This window comes from Paraburkholderia sp. GAS32, assembly GCF_050434225.1.
Classification (GTDB): Bacteria; Pseudomonadota; Gammaproteobacteria; order Burkholderiales; family Burkholderiaceae; genus Paraburkholderia; species Paraburkholderia madseniana.
Genome location: NZ_JBNPVS010000009.1, coordinates 43,627 through 59,836 on the forward strand (window position 1 = coordinate 43,627; position 16,210 = coordinate 59,836).

The 16,210-nt window shown below is 62.0% G+C and carries 17 protein-coding genes; 13 read left to right on the top strand and 4 right to left on the bottom strand.

Going from position 1 to position 16,210, the window contains the following annotated elements:
* Nucleotides 1-18: 18 nt before the first annotated feature.
* Nucleotides 19-987, bottom strand: a complete 969-nt coding sequence (locus tag P3T25_RS13335; protein WP_154564164.1) for a transcriptional regulator GcvA — start codon at nt 985-987, stop codon at nt 19-21.
* A gap of 98 nt (nt 988-1,085) precedes the next feature.
* Between P3T25_RS13335 and P3T25_RS13340 the strand changes: the two genes are divergently transcribed.
* From P3T25_RS13340 to lipA, 3 genes are all read left to right on the top strand, one after another.
* Nucleotides 1,086-1,412 carry a DUF2917 domain-containing protein gene (locus P3T25_RS13340; RefSeq protein ID WP_054035681.1) on the top strand — a complete coding sequence of 109 codons (327 nt, stop codon included), beginning with the start codon at nt 1,086-1,088 and terminating at the stop codon, nt 1,410-1,412.
* A gap of 174 nt (nt 1,413-1,586) precedes the next feature.
* On the top strand, nt 1,587-2,312 hold the full coding sequence (gene lipB / locus P3T25_RS13345; RefSeq protein WP_154564166.1) for a lipoyl(octanoyl) transferase LipB: 726 nt from the start codon (nt 1,587-1,589) through the stop codon (nt 2,310-2,312).
* Between the two features lie 13 nt (nt 2,313-2,325).
* A complete protein-coding gene (gene lipA / locus P3T25_RS13350; protein WP_266238593.1) occupies nt 2,326-3,333 on the top strand; it encodes a lipoyl synthase in 1,008 nt (335 codons plus the stop codon).
* Nucleotides 3,334-3,451: 118 nt separating this feature from the next.
* Here the strand turns inward: lipA and P3T25_RS13355 are convergent, their stop codons facing one another.
* A complete protein-coding gene (locus tag P3T25_RS13355) occupies nt 3,452-3,586 on the bottom strand; it encodes a hypothetical protein (protein ID WP_266238591.1) in 135 nt (44 codons plus the stop codon).
* Nucleotides 3,587-3,664: 78 nt separating this feature from the next.
* Here P3T25_RS13355 and P3T25_RS13360 point away from each other — a divergent pair, with 78 nt between their 5' ends.
* From P3T25_RS13360 to P3T25_RS13375, 4 genes are all read left to right on the top strand, one after another.
* A complete protein-coding gene (locus P3T25_RS13360) occupies nt 3,665-3,898 on the top strand; it encodes a hypothetical protein (RefSeq protein WP_171925142.1) in 234 nt (77 codons plus the stop codon).
* Nucleotides 3,899-4,364: 466 nt separating this feature from the next.
* Nucleotides 4,365-5,387 (top strand): taurine ABC transporter substrate-binding protein, encoded by a 1,023-nt coding sequence (tauA, locus tag P3T25_RS13365; protein ID WP_408194441.1) that lies wholly within the window; start codon nt 4,365-4,367, stop codon nt 5,385-5,387.
* Nucleotides 5,388-5,428: 41 nt separating this feature from the next.
* Nucleotides 5,429-6,241 carry a taurine ABC transporter ATP-binding protein gene (locus tag P3T25_RS13370; RefSeq protein WP_171925144.1) on the top strand — a complete coding sequence of 271 codons (813 nt, stop codon included), beginning with the start codon at nt 5,429-5,431 and terminating at the stop codon, nt 6,239-6,241.
* A complete protein-coding gene (locus tag P3T25_RS13375; RefSeq protein ID WP_171925145.1) occupies nt 6,238-7,107 on the top strand; it encodes an ABC transporter permease subunit in 870 nt (289 codons plus the stop codon). The genes P3T25_RS13370 and P3T25_RS13375 overlap by 4 nt, the downstream gene beginning before the upstream one ends.
* A gap of 27 nt (nt 7,108-7,134) precedes the next feature.
* Here P3T25_RS13375 and P3T25_RS13380 read toward each other — a convergent pair whose 3' ends face one another.
* Nucleotides 7,135-7,818, bottom strand: coding sequence for an HAD family hydrolase (locus P3T25_RS13380; RefSeq protein WP_154564174.1), 684 nt, complete (start codon nt 7,816-7,818; stop codon nt 7,135-7,137).
* 226 nt (nt 7,819-8,044) lie between these two features.
* Between P3T25_RS13380 and P3T25_RS13385 the strand changes: the two genes are divergently transcribed.
* Entirely contained in the window at nt 8,045-9,712 is a 1,668-nt protein-coding gene (locus tag P3T25_RS13385) for a Na/Pi cotransporter family protein (RefSeq protein WP_429358206.1), read from the top strand.
* 68 nt (nt 9,713-9,780) lie between these two features.
* Here the strand turns inward: P3T25_RS13385 and P3T25_RS13390 are convergent, their stop codons facing one another.
* Nucleotides 9,781-10,551, bottom strand: a complete 771-nt coding sequence (locus P3T25_RS13390; protein WP_266238584.1) for a DeoR/GlpR family DNA-binding transcription regulator — start codon at nt 10,549-10,551, stop codon at nt 9,781-9,783.
* 556 nt (nt 10,552-11,107) lie between these two features.
* Here P3T25_RS13390 and ugpQ point away from each other — a divergent pair.
* The 5 genes from ugpQ to P3T25_RS13415 all read left to right on the top strand — a co-directional run bounded on the left by ugpQ (nt 11,108) and on the right by P3T25_RS13415 (nt 16,110).
* A complete protein-coding gene (gene ugpQ / locus P3T25_RS13395) occupies nt 11,108-11,893 on the top strand; it encodes a glycerophosphodiester phosphodiesterase (protein ID WP_429358207.1) in 786 nt (261 codons plus the stop codon).
* 116 nt (nt 11,894-12,009) lie between these two features.
* Nucleotides 12,010-13,122 carry an ABC transporter substrate-binding protein gene (locus P3T25_RS13400; RefSeq protein WP_154564180.1) on the top strand — a complete coding sequence of 371 codons (1,113 nt, stop codon included), beginning with the start codon at nt 12,010-12,012 and terminating at the stop codon, nt 13,120-13,122.
* A gap of 158 nt (nt 13,123-13,280) precedes the next feature.
* Complete coding sequence (locus P3T25_RS13405; protein ID WP_093645614.1) at nt 13,281-14,219, top strand: ABC transporter permease; 939 nt, start codon at nt 13,281-13,283, stop codon at nt 14,217-14,219.
* Entirely contained in the window at nt 14,216-15,007 is a 792-nt protein-coding gene (locus P3T25_RS13410; protein WP_093645611.1) for an ABC transporter permease, read from the top strand. Before P3T25_RS13405 ends, P3T25_RS13410 begins: the two co-directional genes overlap by 4 nt.
* Before the next feature lie 32 nt (nt 15,008-15,039).
* Nucleotides 15,040-16,110 (top strand): ABC transporter ATP-binding protein, encoded by a 1,071-nt coding sequence (locus P3T25_RS13415; RefSeq protein ID WP_171925149.1) that lies wholly within the window; start codon nt 15,040-15,042, stop codon nt 16,108-16,110.
* Nucleotides 16,111-16,210: the final 100 nt, after the last annotated feature.

A 16,210-nucleotide genomic window follows, 5' to 3' on the forward strand; every position in this document is an offset into this window, starting at 1 on the left:
CCTACGGATGCCTCTGGATTACGGCGTGACGCGCAATGCATCCGCCGCCAGATCGGCGCTTGCAGCAGAGCCCACCTCACAAGCCTGCTCAAAAAGCTGTTTGAACCGTCCCACTTCTTCGAATACCCAGGCGCGGAACGCCTTGACGCGCGCGGTTTCGAGCATCTGTGGCGGGCAGATGAAGTAGTACTGCCACGGGCTCGGTCCATCCACATCGAATAGCCGCACAAGGCGGCCTGCCGCGATCTCGTGCATCGCCAGCGAACGGCGCGTGAGCGCGACCCCCTGGCCGTCGATGGCCGCCTGCAGCAGGTTCGACGAATCCTGATATAGCACGCCACGCTTCGGCTCAGGCCAGTCGGTGAGGCCGGCGGCATCGAACCACGGGCGCCAGAGTTCGTCGTCCGAGCGCAGGAGCTGAACCTTGGCCAGATCGGCCGGCGTTTGCGGCAGCTTGCCACCGTTGAAATTCGGCGCGCAAGCCGGAAAGAAGATCTCCTCCAGCAGCAACTCCGCGTGCAGCCCCGAATATTTGCCGTAGCCGAAGCGGATCGCCACGTCGACGTCGTCGCGCGCGAAGTCCGTCAGCGCGTTCGTGGACAGCAGTTCGAGGTCCCACTGGGGATGCGCCTCGATAAAGCTGCCGATGCGCGGCGTCACCCAGCGCGCCGCAAACGAGGACAGCATGGACACGACCAGGCGCCGTTCGCGGTCGCCGGCACGGACTTCGCGGGTGGCGTCAGCAAGTCCCATCAACGCGGTGCGCACGCGCGTGGCATAGCGGCGGCCTGTGTCCGTGAGCCGTACGCGCTTGCCGTCGCGGGCGAACAGTGCGATGCCCAATTCTTCCTCCAGCGCGCGAATCTGGTGACTGACGGCGCCGTGCGTGACGAACAGCTCGTCGGCGGCGCGCGAGAAGCTCTCGTGGCGGGCGGCGGCTTCGAACGCCTTGATGGCGTTCAGCGGAGGTAGTTGCCGGAGGTCCATCGCAATATTTCTCACATAGAGGTGAAAATAGATCGTTTTGCGTAAACCCTTGCTACGCCTAGGATTGTAGTCACGAAACGAATTTTGGCGAGGGCATGATGCGAGAAATTTCCTCTAGTATCGCGTTTGAAATCCGCAATGGCGAAACCATTCCTATGAAGGTAGCACGCAGCACCAAGCTGGTCGTGCACGGCGGCGCGGTGTGGGTCACGCGCAGCGACGATACCGAGGACTACTGGCTGCAGCCCGGCCACACGCTACGGCTGCGGCGCGGTGAGCGCTTGTGGTTGAGCGCCGAGGGCAGCACGCATGCGAAGGTCGCGTTTTCGGTGCCGACACGCTGCGATGAGCGTGCGCTGAACTGGCTCGCGCGGGTCGGAGAACGGCTGGCGGCCCGCATGCGTGGGGGCTGGCGCACGGTGTGAGCGCTGGCGGCGCCGTGACGCGATGGCGGACCGGCGCTGCAGTTGAACGGCGCTCCGGCGCGAAACGAAGCGCGACTCCGGTAAGCGGAGTTCCGGCAGGAAACGAAGCGCCGCCGAGTCCTGAAGTGGGCGCGTCCGGCGGGGATGTCAGGATTTCGGTAAACTGTCGGGATCATGTGCACCACCCCGGTTTCCCCGTCTCCCTTGCCCGCCACGGCGCCGCTTACGCTGCGCTGGCTCGGCAACGAACCTTACGAAGCCAGTTTCGAAGCGATGCGCGCGTTCACCGACGCGCGCACCGCCGATACACCCGACGAGATCTGGCTGGTCGAACACCCCCCCGTCTTCACGCTAGGCCAGGCCGGCGACCCGGCGCATCTGCTGGCCGCCGACAGCGGCATTCCGCTTGTGAAAGTCGACCGGGGCGGGCAGATCACGTATCACGGGCCCGGACAGGTGGTTGCCTACCTGTTGCTGGATCTGCGCCGACGCAAGCTGATGGTGCGTGAGATGGTCACCCGGATCGAGCAGGCCGTGATCGACACCCTCGCGGCGTATAATCTCGCCGGAGAACGCAAGGCGGGCGCCCCCGGTATCTACGTGGCGCCTGGGCCGGACGCCGGGTTGCATGCCGGCGCCAAGATCGCCGCGCTGGGTCTGAAAATCCGGAACGGCTGCAGCTATCACGGCGTGAGCCTGAATGTGAACATGGACTTGCAGCCGTTTCTGGCCATCAACCCATGCGGCTACGCGGGGCTCGAAACAGTCGATATGGCAACGCTGGGCGTTGCCGCCGGCTGGGACGACGTGGCCCGTACCTTTGCAGCACGCCTCACCGCAAACCTCGACGGCAGTCCCGCGGCCGTCGCCCAACCGCAGGCCGGTGCCCTCACCGCCTGACTGGACCGAACGAATGACTGACGTTACCGCGAACCTCGCAGCTTCTCCCGCTCCTGATGCCGTGCCGGCTCCCGCCGCTGCCTACGACGCCACCGCGAAGCAGAAAGCCCAAGCCAAAACCGCCCGTATTCCGATCAAGATCATCCCGATCGAAAAGCTGAAAAAACCGGACTGGATCCGCGTCAAAGCGGCCACCGGTAATTCGCGCTTTTCGGAGATCAAGCAGATTCTGCGCGAGCACAACCTGCACACGGTGTGTGAAGAAGCGAGCTGCCCGAACATCGGCGAATGCTTCGGCAAGGGTACCGCGACGTTCATGATCATGGGTGACAAGTGCACGCGCCGCTGCCCGTTCTGTGACGTTGGCCACGGCCGCCCGGATCCGCTCGATGTGGATGAACCGGGCAATCTGGCGCGCACCATCGCCGCGCTGAAGCTGAAGTACGTGGTGATCACCAGCGTCGACCGTGACGATCTGCGCGATGGTGGCGCTGCTCACTTCGTGGAATGCATCCGTCAGACGCGCGAACTGTCGCCGGAGACACGCATTGAAATTCTGACGCCGGACTTCCGCGGCCGTCTGGATCGCGCGCTCGGCATTCTGAACGCCGCACCGCCTGATGTGATGAACCACAACCTCGAAACGGTACCGCGTCTGTACAAGGAAGCACGTCCCGGTTCGGACTACGCGCATTCGCTGAAACTGCTGAAGGATTTCAAGGCGCTGCATCCGGACGTCGCGACCAAGTCCGGCTTGATGGTCGGCCTCGGCGAGACCGAAGAAGAAATTTTGCAGGTGATGCGGGATCTGCGCGAGCACGACGTGAACATGCTGACGATCGGCCAGTATCTGCAACCGTCGGAACACCATCTGCCGGTGCGCTCGTATGTGCATCCGGACACGTTCAAGATGTACGAGGAAGAAGCGTACAAGATGGGCTTTACCCACGCCGCTGTGGGCGCGATGGTTCGTTCGAGCTACCACGCCGATCTGCAGGCGCATGGAGCCGGGGTGGTTTGAATGGTTTAGTGTGTTGCCAGTTTGAAAATGCAAAGCCCGCACATGTTGCGGGCTTTGCTCTTTCTGGCAGGCCGGCTTGTGCAGTCTGAGTCATGCGCCGGCGGTCTACTTGCGCGGGCTACCGGTAATACCGTGCGAGCAGCATGCAGATCGAGGCGAGCGTTCCACCAATGATCGTGAAGGGGAACATGAGGTCGATAAAACGATCGCGAAAGGCACGGTTCTCGATGACGTAGTCGATCAGATTGGGCATGTGGGTTCTCCCTGTGAGGCGTGGTGACAAAGTATAGCCCAGCCGTTGGAAATTAGTTAGGTTAGCGAATAATGAGATATGGAGAACGAAGTCGCGATGATTGCTGTCATCACAAGTGAAAGCCATATCAGCCGCCGGTCACGAGTTCTCTCGCTGCAGTCATGTACCGGTTGGGATACGGAATCAGCCGCAGCGAATGACACGAGTACGGACGCCGCGACGATAAACAACACGTGCCACAGCAGCCCCGCCAACATGAAAGCGAGCGTGCTGTTCGTCGACGCTTCGCTCAATGCGCTACCGATCTCGTAGCAAGCGCTGGCACACATAGAAATGACGACCCATAGTAGCTGACCTTCCCGAATGGCTCTCGCTGAGATGCCTTTCGACGCGTACCTATAGAGGCGCGAAAAACTCAATAAGGGAAGCAGGGCGATCGGCGCGAATACGGGTACGCCGACATTAAAAAACAACCAACTCAAGCGGCTAAGGATAACGATCATAAGAATGCGAAGTGAGGGAGACGCAGTGATCATCCCGCTCTGGCCAACACGCGGTCAATCCGCCGAACGGCCAGCTTGTACAAAGGCATCCCAATCCGTAACCATTCGCTAGAACCCTTCTACTGGCCACCGCAGCAGTCGCGCCGATCCAACTCAGCGTGAAAAGCAATGCTCGAACAGCGTCATTAGCAATCGCGGATTAATTAGAACCGCCTGTGGACAAACTCCCTATAGTCGAAAGCCTCCCAGACAACACACACTAAAGGGGTTTCTCGATGAACCGCTTGCTTCGTCCGTTGGCCGCGTTCGCTACGCTGCTGGCGCTGTCCGCGCCGTTTTCTTCCGTTGCACACGCCGACACCAAAGAAGTCGTGATCGCGTATCAGGACATGGTTGTGCCTTGGCGCTATGCGCAGGCCACGGGCGAAGTCGAGAAAGCCACCGGCTACAAGGTCACCTATCGCAAGCTCGGCAGCGGCGCCGACGTGATCCGCGCGCTGGCTTCGGGCTCGGTGCAACTCGGCGAAGCGGGGTCGAGTCCGATTGCCGCCGGGCTGTCGCAGGGCGTCGATATTTCGCTGTTCTGGATTCTCGACAACATCAACGACGCCGAAGCGCTGGTCGCGCGTGACGGTTCCAATGTCACCAGTGTCGCGGGTCTGAAGGGCAAGAAGATTGGCGTGCCGTTCGTGTCGACCTCGCACTTTCATACGCTGGTCGCACTGCAAAACGCCGGCGTGAATCCGTCGGATGTGAAGATCGTCAATCTGCGTCCGCCTGAAGTCGCGGCGGCGTGGGAGCGCGGCGACATCGACGCGACTTACATCTGGGACCCGGTGCTGGCGAAGGTGAAGAAGAACGGCAAGGTGTTGATCACGTCCGGGCAGGTCGCGCAGCAAACCGGCAAGGCGACGTTCGACGGCTTCGTCGTCGACCGCAAGTTCGCGAGCCAGAACGCCGAGTTCGTCGCTCGCTTCGTGAAGGTGCTGGCCGCGACCGATGCGAGCTATCGCGATCACACGTCAGCATGGACCGCGACATCGCCGCAGGTCGAGGCGGTTGCGAAGGAGTCCGGCGCTACCGCACAGGAAGTGCCGGCGAGTCTCGCGCTGTATGCGTTCCCGACGCCGGCCCAGCAGGCGTCGAATGCATGGCTTGGGGGCGGTGCGCAATCCGGCGCGGCTAAATCTCTCGCTGCGACCGCTGCGTTCCTGAAGACACAAGGCACGATTCAGAACGTGCTGGCCGATTACTCGACCGGCGTCGATCCGCAGTTCGTACAGCGTGCGGCGCATTAAGTTGTGAGCATGGCTATCCATCAGCATCGTGAGGCACGGCGATGAGCGGTCTTGAGATACGGCGGTTGCACGTCGCCTACGAAGGCGCACGCGGCGCGGCGCCGCACATCGCGCTCGCCGACGTCGATCTGCACATCGAGCCGGGCGAGTTCGTCGTCGCGCTGGGTGCGTCCGGTTGCGGCAAGACGACTTTGCTGAACTGCATCGCCGGTTTCATTCAGCTGACCGAAGGCGAGGTGCGTCTGAACGGCGAACCCGTGCTTGGACCGGGCGCGGACCGCGGTGTCGTGTTTCAGAAGTACGCGCTGATGCCCTGGCTCGACGTACTCGACAATGTCGCGCTCGGCCTGCGTTTTCAGCGCGTGCCGAAAGCGCAGCGCGAGCGCATCGCGCAGGAGATGCTGGCGCTGGTTGGGCTCGAGAAGCATGCGCGTTCGCGGGTCTACGCACTGTCGGGCGGCATGCAGCAGCGCGTGGGCATAGCACGCGCGCTGGCAAGCGATCCGCAAGTGCTGCTGATGGACGAACCGATGGGCGCGCTCGACGCGATGACGCGCGAGTCGATGCAGGAACTCGTGCTCGACGTCTGGGGCCGCACACGCAAGACGGTGTTCTTCATCACGCATAGCGTGGAGGAAGCGCTGTTTCTGGCGACGCGCCTCGTCGTGATGACGCCGGGACCCGGCCGTATCGCCGAGAGCTACGACTTGCCATTCGCGCGGCGCTTTCTCGAGACACGCGACGCACGCGCGGTGAAGTCGTCGCCGGATTTCATCGAATGGCGCGAACGGCTGGTGCGCCGTCTGCACGAACGGAGCGAGCGCAACCAGGACCAGGAAGAGGTGCTGTCGTGACGGCTTCACGTGAATCGTTGGGCACCGTGCCCCTGACCCAGACAAGCGAGCCGCCGCGGCGTAAAGCCCGGCCGGTCCGCGGCTGGCGTTTGCCGGGCGAAGGTCCGACCGCGGTGCTGAGCGCGGTCTCGGTCACGACGCTCGCGGCGCTATGGTGGCTTGCCACGCATCTGCACTGGCTGCCTCCCCTCTTTCTGCCGACGCCCGAGGCGGTTTGGGCCGCGTTTCTGGACGCCTGGCACGGCCGTATTCAAGGCGGTTTGCCACTCTCAGAGCATCTCGCATGGAGTGCGCTGCGCGTGTTCGGTGCGTTCGCGCTGGCCGCGGTCACGGCGGTGCCGGTCGGAATCCTGATGGGCGTAAGCCGGGTTGCACGCGGTTTGCTCGATCCGCCGCTGGAATTCTACCGGCCGTTGCCGCCGCTTGCGTATCTGCCGCTGGTGGTGATCTGGTTCGGTATCGACGAGACGGCGAAGATCGTCGTGATCTATCTCGCCTGTTTCGCGCCGATTGCAATGGCGGCGCGTGCCGGTGTGCGCAGTGCGACCATCGAGCAGATTCATGCGGCGTATTCGCTGGGTGGCCGCTTCGCGCAGATCGTGCGCTATGTGGTCCTGCCGGCGGCGTTGCCTGAGATCCTGATCGGCTTGCGGATTGCCATCGGCTTTGGCTGGACCACCCTGGTTGCCGCCGAGATGGTTGCGGCCACCGCCGGCCTCGGTCAGATGGTGCTCAACGCGTCGAGCTTTCTGCGTACCGATGTGGTGGTGATGGGCATCGTGCTGATCGGACTGATTGCGTGGCTGTTCGATCTCGGCATGCGTGCGCTGGAGCGGCGCCTGGTGCCGTGGAAGGGGCGTGTGTAGCCGCAGCTTGCGCCAGCCCGCGCAATCTCAAGCAAACAGCTCAATCACCGGCCAGCCGCGTTCCGTGGCAATGGCACGCAGGCGCGGGTCGGGATTGGTCGCGACCGGATGCGTGACGCGCTCGAGCAAAGGCACGTCGTTGATCGAATCGCTATAGAACCAGCTCTGCGGAAAGTCCTGCAGACGGTGGCCGAGCGAAGCCAGCCAGCTCTCGGTGCGTGTGATCTTGCCTTCGCGGAAGGTCGGCACGCCGACGGCGTTTCCGGTAAAGCGCGCCAAAGGATCGCCGCCTTCGGTGCCCAGATCGATCCCCAGCAGATGGTCAAAGCCGAGCGCCTTGCCGATCGGCTTCGTAATGAACACATTGGTGGCGGTGACGATGCAGCACAGGTCGCCCGCTTCAATATGACGTTGCACAAGTTCCCGCGCAGCCGGCAGGATCGCCGGCGCAATCACATCCTTCATGAACTGTGCATGCCATGCGTCGAGCTGCTCGCGCGAGTGGCGAGCGAGCGGCGCCAATGTGTAGTTCAGATAGGCGGTCATATCGAGCGTGCCGGCCACGTACTGCCGGTAGTAGTCGTCGATTTCTTCCGCGTGCTGCGCAGCGCCGTCTATGCCCAATCCGGCGATGAAGTGGGCCCACGCCTGATCGCTATCGAGCGGCAGCAGCGTGTGGTCCAGGTCGAACAGCGCAAGGTTGCGGCTCATCCAGAGTCCTTGTGATGAAGTGGGCAAACGAAGTGATCGAGTGAATTGCGTTCCGGACGGATAAGCCGGCACACAGCAATCCACAGTTCGGCACGAGCGTATATTTAAAAGCACAAAATTACAATAAGGCAAAAATGTGCAACACTACTGTCATAAACGCCCCGGGTGCCGGTTCACGCGGCATGCGGTTCGGGTCATGGCAGCAGGAACGGATGCGCAGTGCCTTATGTTGATTCTCCTTAACCTTCTGGCTGGTGTGGCGCTCCTCGTGTGGGGCTCGCACATCGTACGTACCGGTATCCTGCGCGTGCTCGGCGCCGATCTGCGCAGTGTCCTCGGGCGCAGCACCAGTAGCCGCTGGCGTGCCTTCCTTTCTGGCGTCGGCGTCACGAGCCTCGTGCAAAGCAGCAATGCAACGGCGGTGATCGTCACGTCGTTCGCTGCGCAAGGTCTTCTGCCGCTCACCAGCGGCCTCGCCATCATGCTTGGTGCCGACGTCGGCACCGCACTGATGGCGCGCTTGCTCACACTCGATCTGTCATGGCTGTCGCCAATCCTGATTCTGGTCGGCGTGCCGCTCTTTCTGTCACGCAAACAAATGCGCACGGGCCAGGTCGGCCGTACGCTCATCGGGCTCGGCTTGATCCTGCTGGCGCTGCACCTGATCGTCGAAGCCGCCCAGCCGATGATGCAGGGCGCCGGCGTGCGCGTGATGTTCGGCGCACTGACCGGCGACACCACGCTCGACGCGCTGGTCGGTGCGGCATTTGCGATGCTGTCTTATTCGAGTCTCGCGGCGGTTCTGTTGACAGCAACGCTTGCCTCGTCCGGTGTGATCTCACTGAAGGTGGCGCTGTGTCTCGTGATCGGCGCGAATCTCGGCAGCGGCCTGCTGGCGCTGATGGGCACCCTCGCGCAGAACGCGGCGGCACGGCGTCTGGCCTTGGGCAGTCTGGCGTTCAAGCTGGCCGGCGCGCTGCTGATCCTGCCGTTCGCGCCGTTGCTCGCACGCGGCCTGCCAGTGTTGATCGCGAATCCACGCGAAGCGGTGGTCGGCTTTCACGTGATCTACAACACGCTGCGTTGCTGCGCATGCCTTTCGCTGATTGATCCGGTGGCGCGCATCTGCACGCGGGTGTTGCCGGACCGGCCGCCGCCCAACGGCGAATTGCGGCCGCTGCATCTGGATGCCGCCGCACTTTCCACGCCCACACTCGCACTCGCGAACGCCGCACGCGAGGTGCTGCGTATTGGCGATATCGTGCGCACCATGCTCGATAACGTTGCGGGCCTGATCCATGAAAACAGCCTCGACAAGGCGCGCGAAACGGTCCGGATGGACGACGACGTCGACCAGCTCTACGCCGCGGTCAAGACCTATCTGACGCTGATCTCCCGCGAGCAACTCGACGAAGCCGATAGCCGCCGCTGGACCGACATCATTTCGTTGACGATTAACCTGGAGCATGCGGGCGACATCATCGAGCGGATTGTCGGCGATATCGAGGAAAAGAAGATCGCGCACCGGCTGTCGTTTTCGGAGGAGGGGTTGGGCGAGCTGGACGACCTGCAGGCGCGGCTCGTCAGCAATCTACAGCTTGGCCTGTCGGTGTTTCTGAATAACGATCTGCGTTGCGCAGAGCGGCTGCTGGCGGAGAAGGAGCGTTTTCGCGATCTGGAGCGCGCGTACTCATACAAACATCTGGACCGACTCGCCGGGCAAACCTTGCGCAGCATCGAAACCAGCGCGTTGCATCTGGATCTGATCAGCGACATGAAGCGGCTCAATTCGCTGTTCTGCTCGACGGCCTATCCGGTGCTCGAAGCTGCCGGCGCGCTGCGCGACACGCGCTTGCGCAAGCGCGTGCTCGACACAATGCATGTGAAGGAATAAGCGGCTTGCGCGGCGCGCTTGCAGCGCTCACTGAAGCGTTCGTGCGAAGCGCCGAACACACCGGCATCCTAAGCCAGAACGATCTCTTCCAGCTTCTTTTTCAGCGCTGCAAAGTCGGCGGCTTCGGCCGCCTTTTTGTTGGTGACCAGCACATCGATCCGATCGACCGGACAGTACGAAATCCGGCTGCGCTGACCAATCTTGCTGTAGTCGGCAAGGATCACCACGCGGTCCGCGTTGGCGACCATGGCGCGAGCCACTTCGGTTTCAGCGTGATCGTAGTTGGTGGCACCGTGCCGGTGATCGATGCCGACCGGCGAGAGCAAGGCCATGTCCGCGCGATAGCGCTGGATGTCGAGTACGGTGGTCGCGCCAGTGGTCGCCATCGCCCGATCGCTGATCGAGCCGCCCAGCAGAATCACTTCGTTGGCCGCTTCCGTTTGATCCACGGCGCCACGCATTTTCAGCGCGACGTCGATGGAATTGGTGACGATCGTCAGGTTCGCCAGTTTCGCCAGCTCTTCAGCGAGCGCCGCGGTGGTGGTGCCCGCGTCGATGAACAGTGTCTGGCCGCTCGCGATCAAACCGGTGGCCGCCTTCGCAATCGCGGTTTTGGCTTTGACACGCATGTGGGCGCGCTCGGCGATCGGCGCCTCGTCAGCGGGTTTGATCGCGCCACCATGTACGCGCTTCAGTTCACCGAGTGCTTCGAGGTCGAGCAGATCGCGCCGCACCGTTTCGCGCGACACCCCGAGGTCCGCCATGATCCGTTCGGTCGACACGCGCTGAAGCGTAGACAGCAACGCGCGAATTCTCTGATGACGGTCTTCCTGCCACATGCATTTTTCCTTGGGTGCGAACGCGCGTTCACACGGCTTGTTTTAATGGTGTCATCGTGGACACGGATGTGTGTCCGGACAATGACAAGCGTACTACTTTAGCCGAATTGTGTTGTATTTTTTTGGCAGCTTGCAAGTTTGTGTATTTAACCTTAGCCTTCGCAGATCGAAGCGCGGCGCATTTTTCGAACATCAAATGTTCGAAAAGGAATTGAAATGTCCGATTTCGAGCATTTCGCGGCGTTTTTTGGCAATTTGTTAGACACATGTCGTCGCCATAATGGATCTTGGGATCTGCCGTCTGAACCATTCGCTACTGTATACGGTGCTGCCGGGACGCCGCACGGTTCGGCATCCTGACAATAGGATTGCAGAGCTGTAGTGGGGCGTGACGTTGGCCGTGCGGCCAGCTATCGCAGCGTCGCCCATTGGCGCGATACTACGCGCGGGGCTCGCGCGTAAAAGGCTGCATGGCGCAGTTGTGGCATGACGGCAGTGGCAGCTTGGAACGTGTCGAGAGCATACTTAACCCGCTCTATCTGGAAGGTAACGAGACGTGGGAAACGGGATTGATCGCACCTTATCCGCAGACTGGCCGTATCCGAGGCTGGTTGCGCATCGCTGCGGCGGCACGCTGGCGCCGGAGAACACGCTGGCCGGTTTCGACGCATGCGTGCGTTACGGCTACCGCATGGTCGAATTCGACGCCAAGCTCTCTGCTGACAACCAGCTCTTTCTGTTGCACGACGACACGCTGGAACGCACGACCAACGGTCATGGCGCCGCTGCTGAACACACGTGGAACCAACTGGCCGCGCTCGACGCCGGCGCCTGGTTCGGCCCGCAGTTCGCCGGTACGCATCTGCCGACGCTCGCCGAAGCCGCCGGACGTTGCGCACGAGATGGCATTGCCGCCAACATCGAAATCAAACCCTGCCCGGGGCGGGACGAGATCACCGGGCGTCTGGTCGCAAGCGGCGCATTGACTTTGTGGCAAGGGCAAACGCCGCCGCTGCTGTCGTCGTTTTCGTTCGAGGCGCTTGCGGCAGCGCGCGATGCGGCGCCCTCGCTGCGACGCGGTATGCTGTTCGAAGAGGTGCCGGCTGACTGGCTGCGCATCGTGCGGGAGTTGGACTGCGTGTCGCTGCATGCGAGCCACCGGTACCTGACCGAGCCGCTGGTCGCCGAGATCAAAGCGGCCGGACTGCGCCTGCTGGCCTACACGGTGAACGACCCCGAGCGCGCGCAGTTGCTTGCGCAATGGGGTGTCGACATGATTTGTACAGATCGCATCGATAGACTGGAACACGACATGTTTTCGGCGCCGGTCAATCCAGACTGAGCCGGACTGAGCATGGCGCGGGTGCGCGAGTGCGAGCTTGCACAGGTGTGCGCCCATAGAGCTAGAAATTAGAAATTTTCCAAACGTAGCAATTTCGGCAGAGGATGGGGATAACTATGAAGCGCACCGCGTTAGCTCGTTTACTTTCGATGTCGGCCGCTGCGGGTGTCGCCGCAGCCGGCGTGAGCAGCGCCTCGGCCGCGCCGCTCGACGCACTGGTCGCAGCCGCCAAGCAGGAAGGCCAACTCACCGTGATCGCGTTGCCGCACGACTGGTGCAACTACGGTGAACTGGTGGCCGGTTTTCAGAAGAAGTACGGCATCAAGATCAACGAGCTGAACCCGGATGCGGGTTCGGGCGACGAAGTCGAAGCCATCAAGGCGAACAAGGGCAACAAGGGTCCGCAAGCGCCTGACGTGATCGACGTGGGTCTGTCGTTCGGTCCGACCGCGAAGGCCGAGGGTTTGCTGCAGCCGTACAAGGTCGCTTCGTGGAACTCGATTCCCAAGGAGTCGAAAGACGCCGACGGCTATTGGTATGGCGATTACTACGGCGTGCTGTCGTTTGAAGTGAACGCCGACATGATCGACAAGGCGCCGTCCGACTGGAGCGATCTGCTCAAGTCAGACTATAAGAACGCCGTCTCGCTGGCCGGCGACCCGCGCACGGCCAATCAGGCGATCCAGGCCGTGTTCGCAGCAGGTCTGTCGCAAAGCAAGGGCGATGTGAGCAAGGCCGACAAGGCCGGCCTCAAGTATTTTGCCGACCTGAACAAGAACGGCAACTTCGTGCCGGTGATCGGCAAGGCCGCATCGCTCGCGCAAGGCACCACGCCGATCGTCGTGCGTTGGGACTACAACGCGCTGGCCGACCGCGACACGCTGAAGGGCAATCCGAAGGTGCAGGTGGTGATTCCGAAGACGGGCGTGGTCGCCGGCGTGTACGTTCAGGCGATCAGCGCCTACGCACCGCATCCGAACGCCGCCAAGCTGTGGATGGAATACCTGTACTCCGACGAAGGCCAGATCGGCTGGCTGACCGGCTATTGCCACCCGATGCGCTATAACGAATTGGTAGCGGCGAAGAAGGTTCCGCAAGCGCTGCTCGACAAGCTGCCGCCGCCGTCGTCATACAAGAACGTGGTGTTCCCGACGCTGTCCCAGCAGGACGCCTACAAGGACACCATTACGAAGCACTGGGACGAAGCGGTCGGCGCGAACGTCAAGTAATCGTCGCGGCGCACGCGGTTGCGGCGGCAGCGGGGGCGGCGATCTATCGCATGCCGCACACGCCGCCGCTTCTAACCGCAACGTGCAGTTTCAAAGGTAGCGTGCCGCTCCACGAGAGCGGCGCGCCAGGCGTTAGCCAGATTGCCTAAGGGTGAGCTATGAGCGCTTCATCGGATGCTGGATCGGTGCAGCCGGAATTGCTGGTTCCGCCTGTACCCACGCCAACGCCTCGCGTCAACGGTCCGGGCCGCGCGTCGCAGTTCCTCGCCTGGATCGGCGTGGTGCCGTTTTTCACCTTCGCACTGCTGTTCCTGATTCTGCCGACCGGCTTTCTGATGGTCGGCGCGTTTCAGGATCCGCAAGGCCACTTCACGCTCGGCAATTTTCGCGACTTGCTCCAGCCCACGGTGCTGGACGCCTACTGGATCAGCTTCAAGGTAAGCGCCGCTTCAGCGCTCGGCGGCGCGTTGATCGGCTCGCTGCTCGCGTGGGCGGCGGTGCAAGGCAAATTGCCGGGTTGGATTCGTCCTACGTTGATGACGTTCTCCGGCGTCGCCTCGAATTTTGCCGGCGTGCCGCTCGCATTTGCCTTCATCTGCACGCTGGGGCGCGTCGGTCTCGTGACCGTATTGCTGAAGAAGTACCTCGGCTTCAACCTGTACTCGACGGGCTTCAGCGTTCTGAGTTTTTCCGGGTTGACGCTGACTTACCTGTACTTCCAGATTCCTTTGATGGTGCTGATCGTCACGCCCGCGCTCGACGGCCTGAAGCGCGAGTGGCGCGAAGCCTGCGACTGCCTCGGCGGCACGGCCTTCCAATATTGGCGCCACGTAGCGTTGCCGGTGTTGTGGCCGAGCGTGCTCGGCGCCACGCTGCTGCTGTTCGCCAATTCGTTTGGCGCAGTCGCCACGGCTTACGCACTGACCGGCAGTTCGTTGAACATCGTCACGATCCTGCTGTACGCGCAGATTCGCGGCGACGTCATGCACAACCAGAACCTCGGCTACGCGCTCGCACTCGGCATGGTGCTCGTGACGGGCTTGTCGAATGGTGGTTACATCTGGCTGCGTTCACGCGCTGAAAGGGGCCGTCGATGAAAAGCCAGTCGCGTGTGGGTGCGTGGACCGCGATGATCGTCGGTTCGCTGTACTTTCTGATTCCGTTGCTCGCCACATTCGAATTCAGCCTGCGTATGAAACGCGGCGTTTACAGCTTCGAGGCGTATAGCGTCGTGCTGAGCGATCCACGCTTCCAGGCCTCGTTCGGCTATTCGATCCTGATGGCGGTGCTGACGATCATTGTTGGCGTATTGCTGGTGGTGCCGACCGCGTACTACGTGCAGTTGCGCCTGCCGAAGCTGCGGCCGGTCGTCGAATTCATCACGCTGTTGCCGCTGGTGGTCCCGGCGATCGTGATCGTGTTCGGTTATCTGCGCATATACAACAGTAGTTCGATTCTGCCGCTCACGGCCAACGAACGCGCGACCGACCTGTTACTGGTGTTCGGTTACGTCACGCTCTCGCTGCCGTACATGTATCGCGCAGTCGACGCCGGTTTGCGCGCGGTCGACGTGCGCTCGCTGACCGAGGCCGCCGAATGTCTCGGGGCGAACTGGCCGACGATTCTGTTCAAAGTGATCTTCCCGAATATCCGCTCGGGCATTCTGTCCGGCGCGTTTCTCACCTTTGCTGTCGTGATCGGCGAGTTCACGCTGGCGAGTCTGCTCGACCGCCCCGCGTTCGGCCCGTATCTGCAATTGATCGGCGCGAACCGCGCGTATGAACCGTCGGCGCTTGCGATCATCGCGTTCGTGATCACATGGGCGTCGATGGGTTTGATTCAGGTATTCGGCTCGGCACGCGCGCTTAGCGGCCAGAAAATTTGACGGACTAATTTGACCGACTAAGGCAGCGAATCATGGCATTCCTTGAGATCGAAAATCTGCATAAATCCTTCGGGGCGAACACGGCGCTGCATCACTTCGACATGAAGATCGAGCGCGGCGAATTCATCACGTTCCTTGGGCCGTCCGGCTGTGGCAAGACCACGGTGCTGCGGATGATCGCCGGCTTCGAAACGCCGACGCGCGGCATCATCCGGTTGGATAACAAGGACGTGACGTACCTGCGCACGCGGCAGCGCAAGGTCGGCATGGTGTTCCAGTCGTATGCGCTGTTTCCGAACATGACGGTGGCCGACAACATCGGCTTCGGACTGAAGATCACGCACCGTCCGCAGGCGGAGATCAACAAGCGCGTCGAGGAGATGTTGCAACTGATCAAGCTGCCGCATCTCGGTGAGCGCTATCCGTGGCAGTTGTCGGGTGGCCAGCAGCAGCGCGTGGCGCTGGCGCGCGCGCTCGCCGGCAAGCCACAGGTGCTGTTGCTCGATGAACCGCTGTCGGCGCTCGACGCGAAGATCCGCATTTCGTTGCGGCAAGACATCCGCGCGTTGCAGCGCGAGTTAGGTATCACGTCGATTTTCGTCACGCACGATCAGGAAGAGGCGCTGTCCATTTCCGACCGCATCGTGGTGATGAACGAGGGGCGCGTCGAACAGATCGGCACGCCTTCGGAAATCTACAACTATCCGCGTACGCGCTTTGTCGCGTCGTTCGTCGGCACGCTGAACATTCTGGCTGGGCATGTGATCGACCCGAAGACCGGCAAGATGGCCGTCGACGGTCAGGAGTTGACTACCACGCAAGAACTGCCGGCAGACGACGCGGGCAAGAAGCGCATGCTCGCGCTGCGGCCCGAAGCCATTGTGCTGGAACCGGCCGCGCCGGGCCGCAATACGCTGAACGCGACCGTCGAAGAAGTAAATTTCCTCGGCGCGGTGGTGCGTATCAGAGCGCGCGTGAAAGACGCGGTGATTTCACTCGATGTGTTCAACGACCCGAATCGCGGCTTGCCCGAACGGGGTCAACCGGTATCGCTGGGTTTCTCGCACGAGAACTTGCTGGTGCTGGAAGAGGGTGGTGCATAGAAGGCGAACAGCAGTATCTGACGTTGGCGAAAGCCCCGCGTACAGACCAGGCGGTTTCGGATGAAGTGGGCGAAAGCCCCAGCCCCAAAGGCTCTCCGGG

Coding starts and splice junctions, on each gene's coding strand:
- P3T25_RS13405 (WP_093645614.1), top strand. CDS start 13,281: ATGAGCGCTTCATCGGATGCTGGATCGGTGCAGCCGGAATTGCTGGTT.
- P3T25_RS13380 (WP_154564174.1), bottom strand. CDS start 7,818: ATGAGCCGCAACCTTGCGCTGTTCGACCTGGACCACACGCTGCTGCCG.
- P3T25_RS13360 (WP_171925142.1), top strand. CDS start 3,665: ATGGAGAACGAAGTCGCGATGATTGCTGTCATCACAAGTGAAAGCCAT.
- P3T25_RS13410 (WP_093645611.1), top strand. CDS start 14,216: ATGAAAAGCCAGTCGCGTGTGGGTGCGTGGACCGCGATGATCGTCGGT.
- lipA (WP_266238593.1), top strand. CDS start 2,326: ATGACTGACGTTACCGCGAACCTCGCAGCTTCTCCCGCTCCTGATGCC.
- P3T25_RS13335 (WP_154564164.1), bottom strand. CDS start 987: ATGGACCTCCGGCAACTACCTCCGCTGAACGCCATCAAGGCGTTCGAA.
- lipB (WP_154564166.1), top strand. CDS start 1,587: ATGTGCACCACCCCGGTTTCCCCGTCTCCCTTGCCCGCCACGGCGCCG.
- tauA (WP_408194441.1), top strand. CDS start 4,365: ATGAACCGCTTGCTTCGTCCGTTGGCCGCGTTCGCTACGCTGCTGGCG.
- P3T25_RS13400 (WP_154564180.1), top strand. CDS start 12,010: ATGAAGCGCACCGCGTTAGCTCGTTTACTTTCGATGTCGGCCGCTGCG.
- P3T25_RS13385 (WP_429358206.1), top strand. CDS start 8,045: ATGTTGATTCTCCTTAACCTTCTGGCTGGTGTGGCGCTCCTCGTGTGG.
- P3T25_RS13355 (WP_266238591.1), bottom strand. CDS start 3,586: ATGCCCAATCTGATCGACTACGTCATCGAGAACCGTGCCTTTCGCGAT.
- P3T25_RS13390 (WP_266238584.1), bottom strand. CDS start 10,551: ATGTGGCAGGAAGACCGTCATCAGAGAATTCGCGCGTTGCTGTCTACG.
- P3T25_RS13415 (WP_171925149.1), top strand. CDS start 15,040: ATGGCATTCCTTGAGATCGAAAATCTGCATAAATCCTTCGGGGCGAAC.
- P3T25_RS13370 (WP_171925144.1), top strand. CDS start 5,429: ATGAGCGGTCTTGAGATACGGCGGTTGCACGTCGCCTACGAAGGCGCA.
- P3T25_RS13340 (WP_054035681.1), top strand. CDS start 1,086: ATGCGAGAAATTTCCTCTAGTATCGCGTTTGAAATCCGCAATGGCGAA.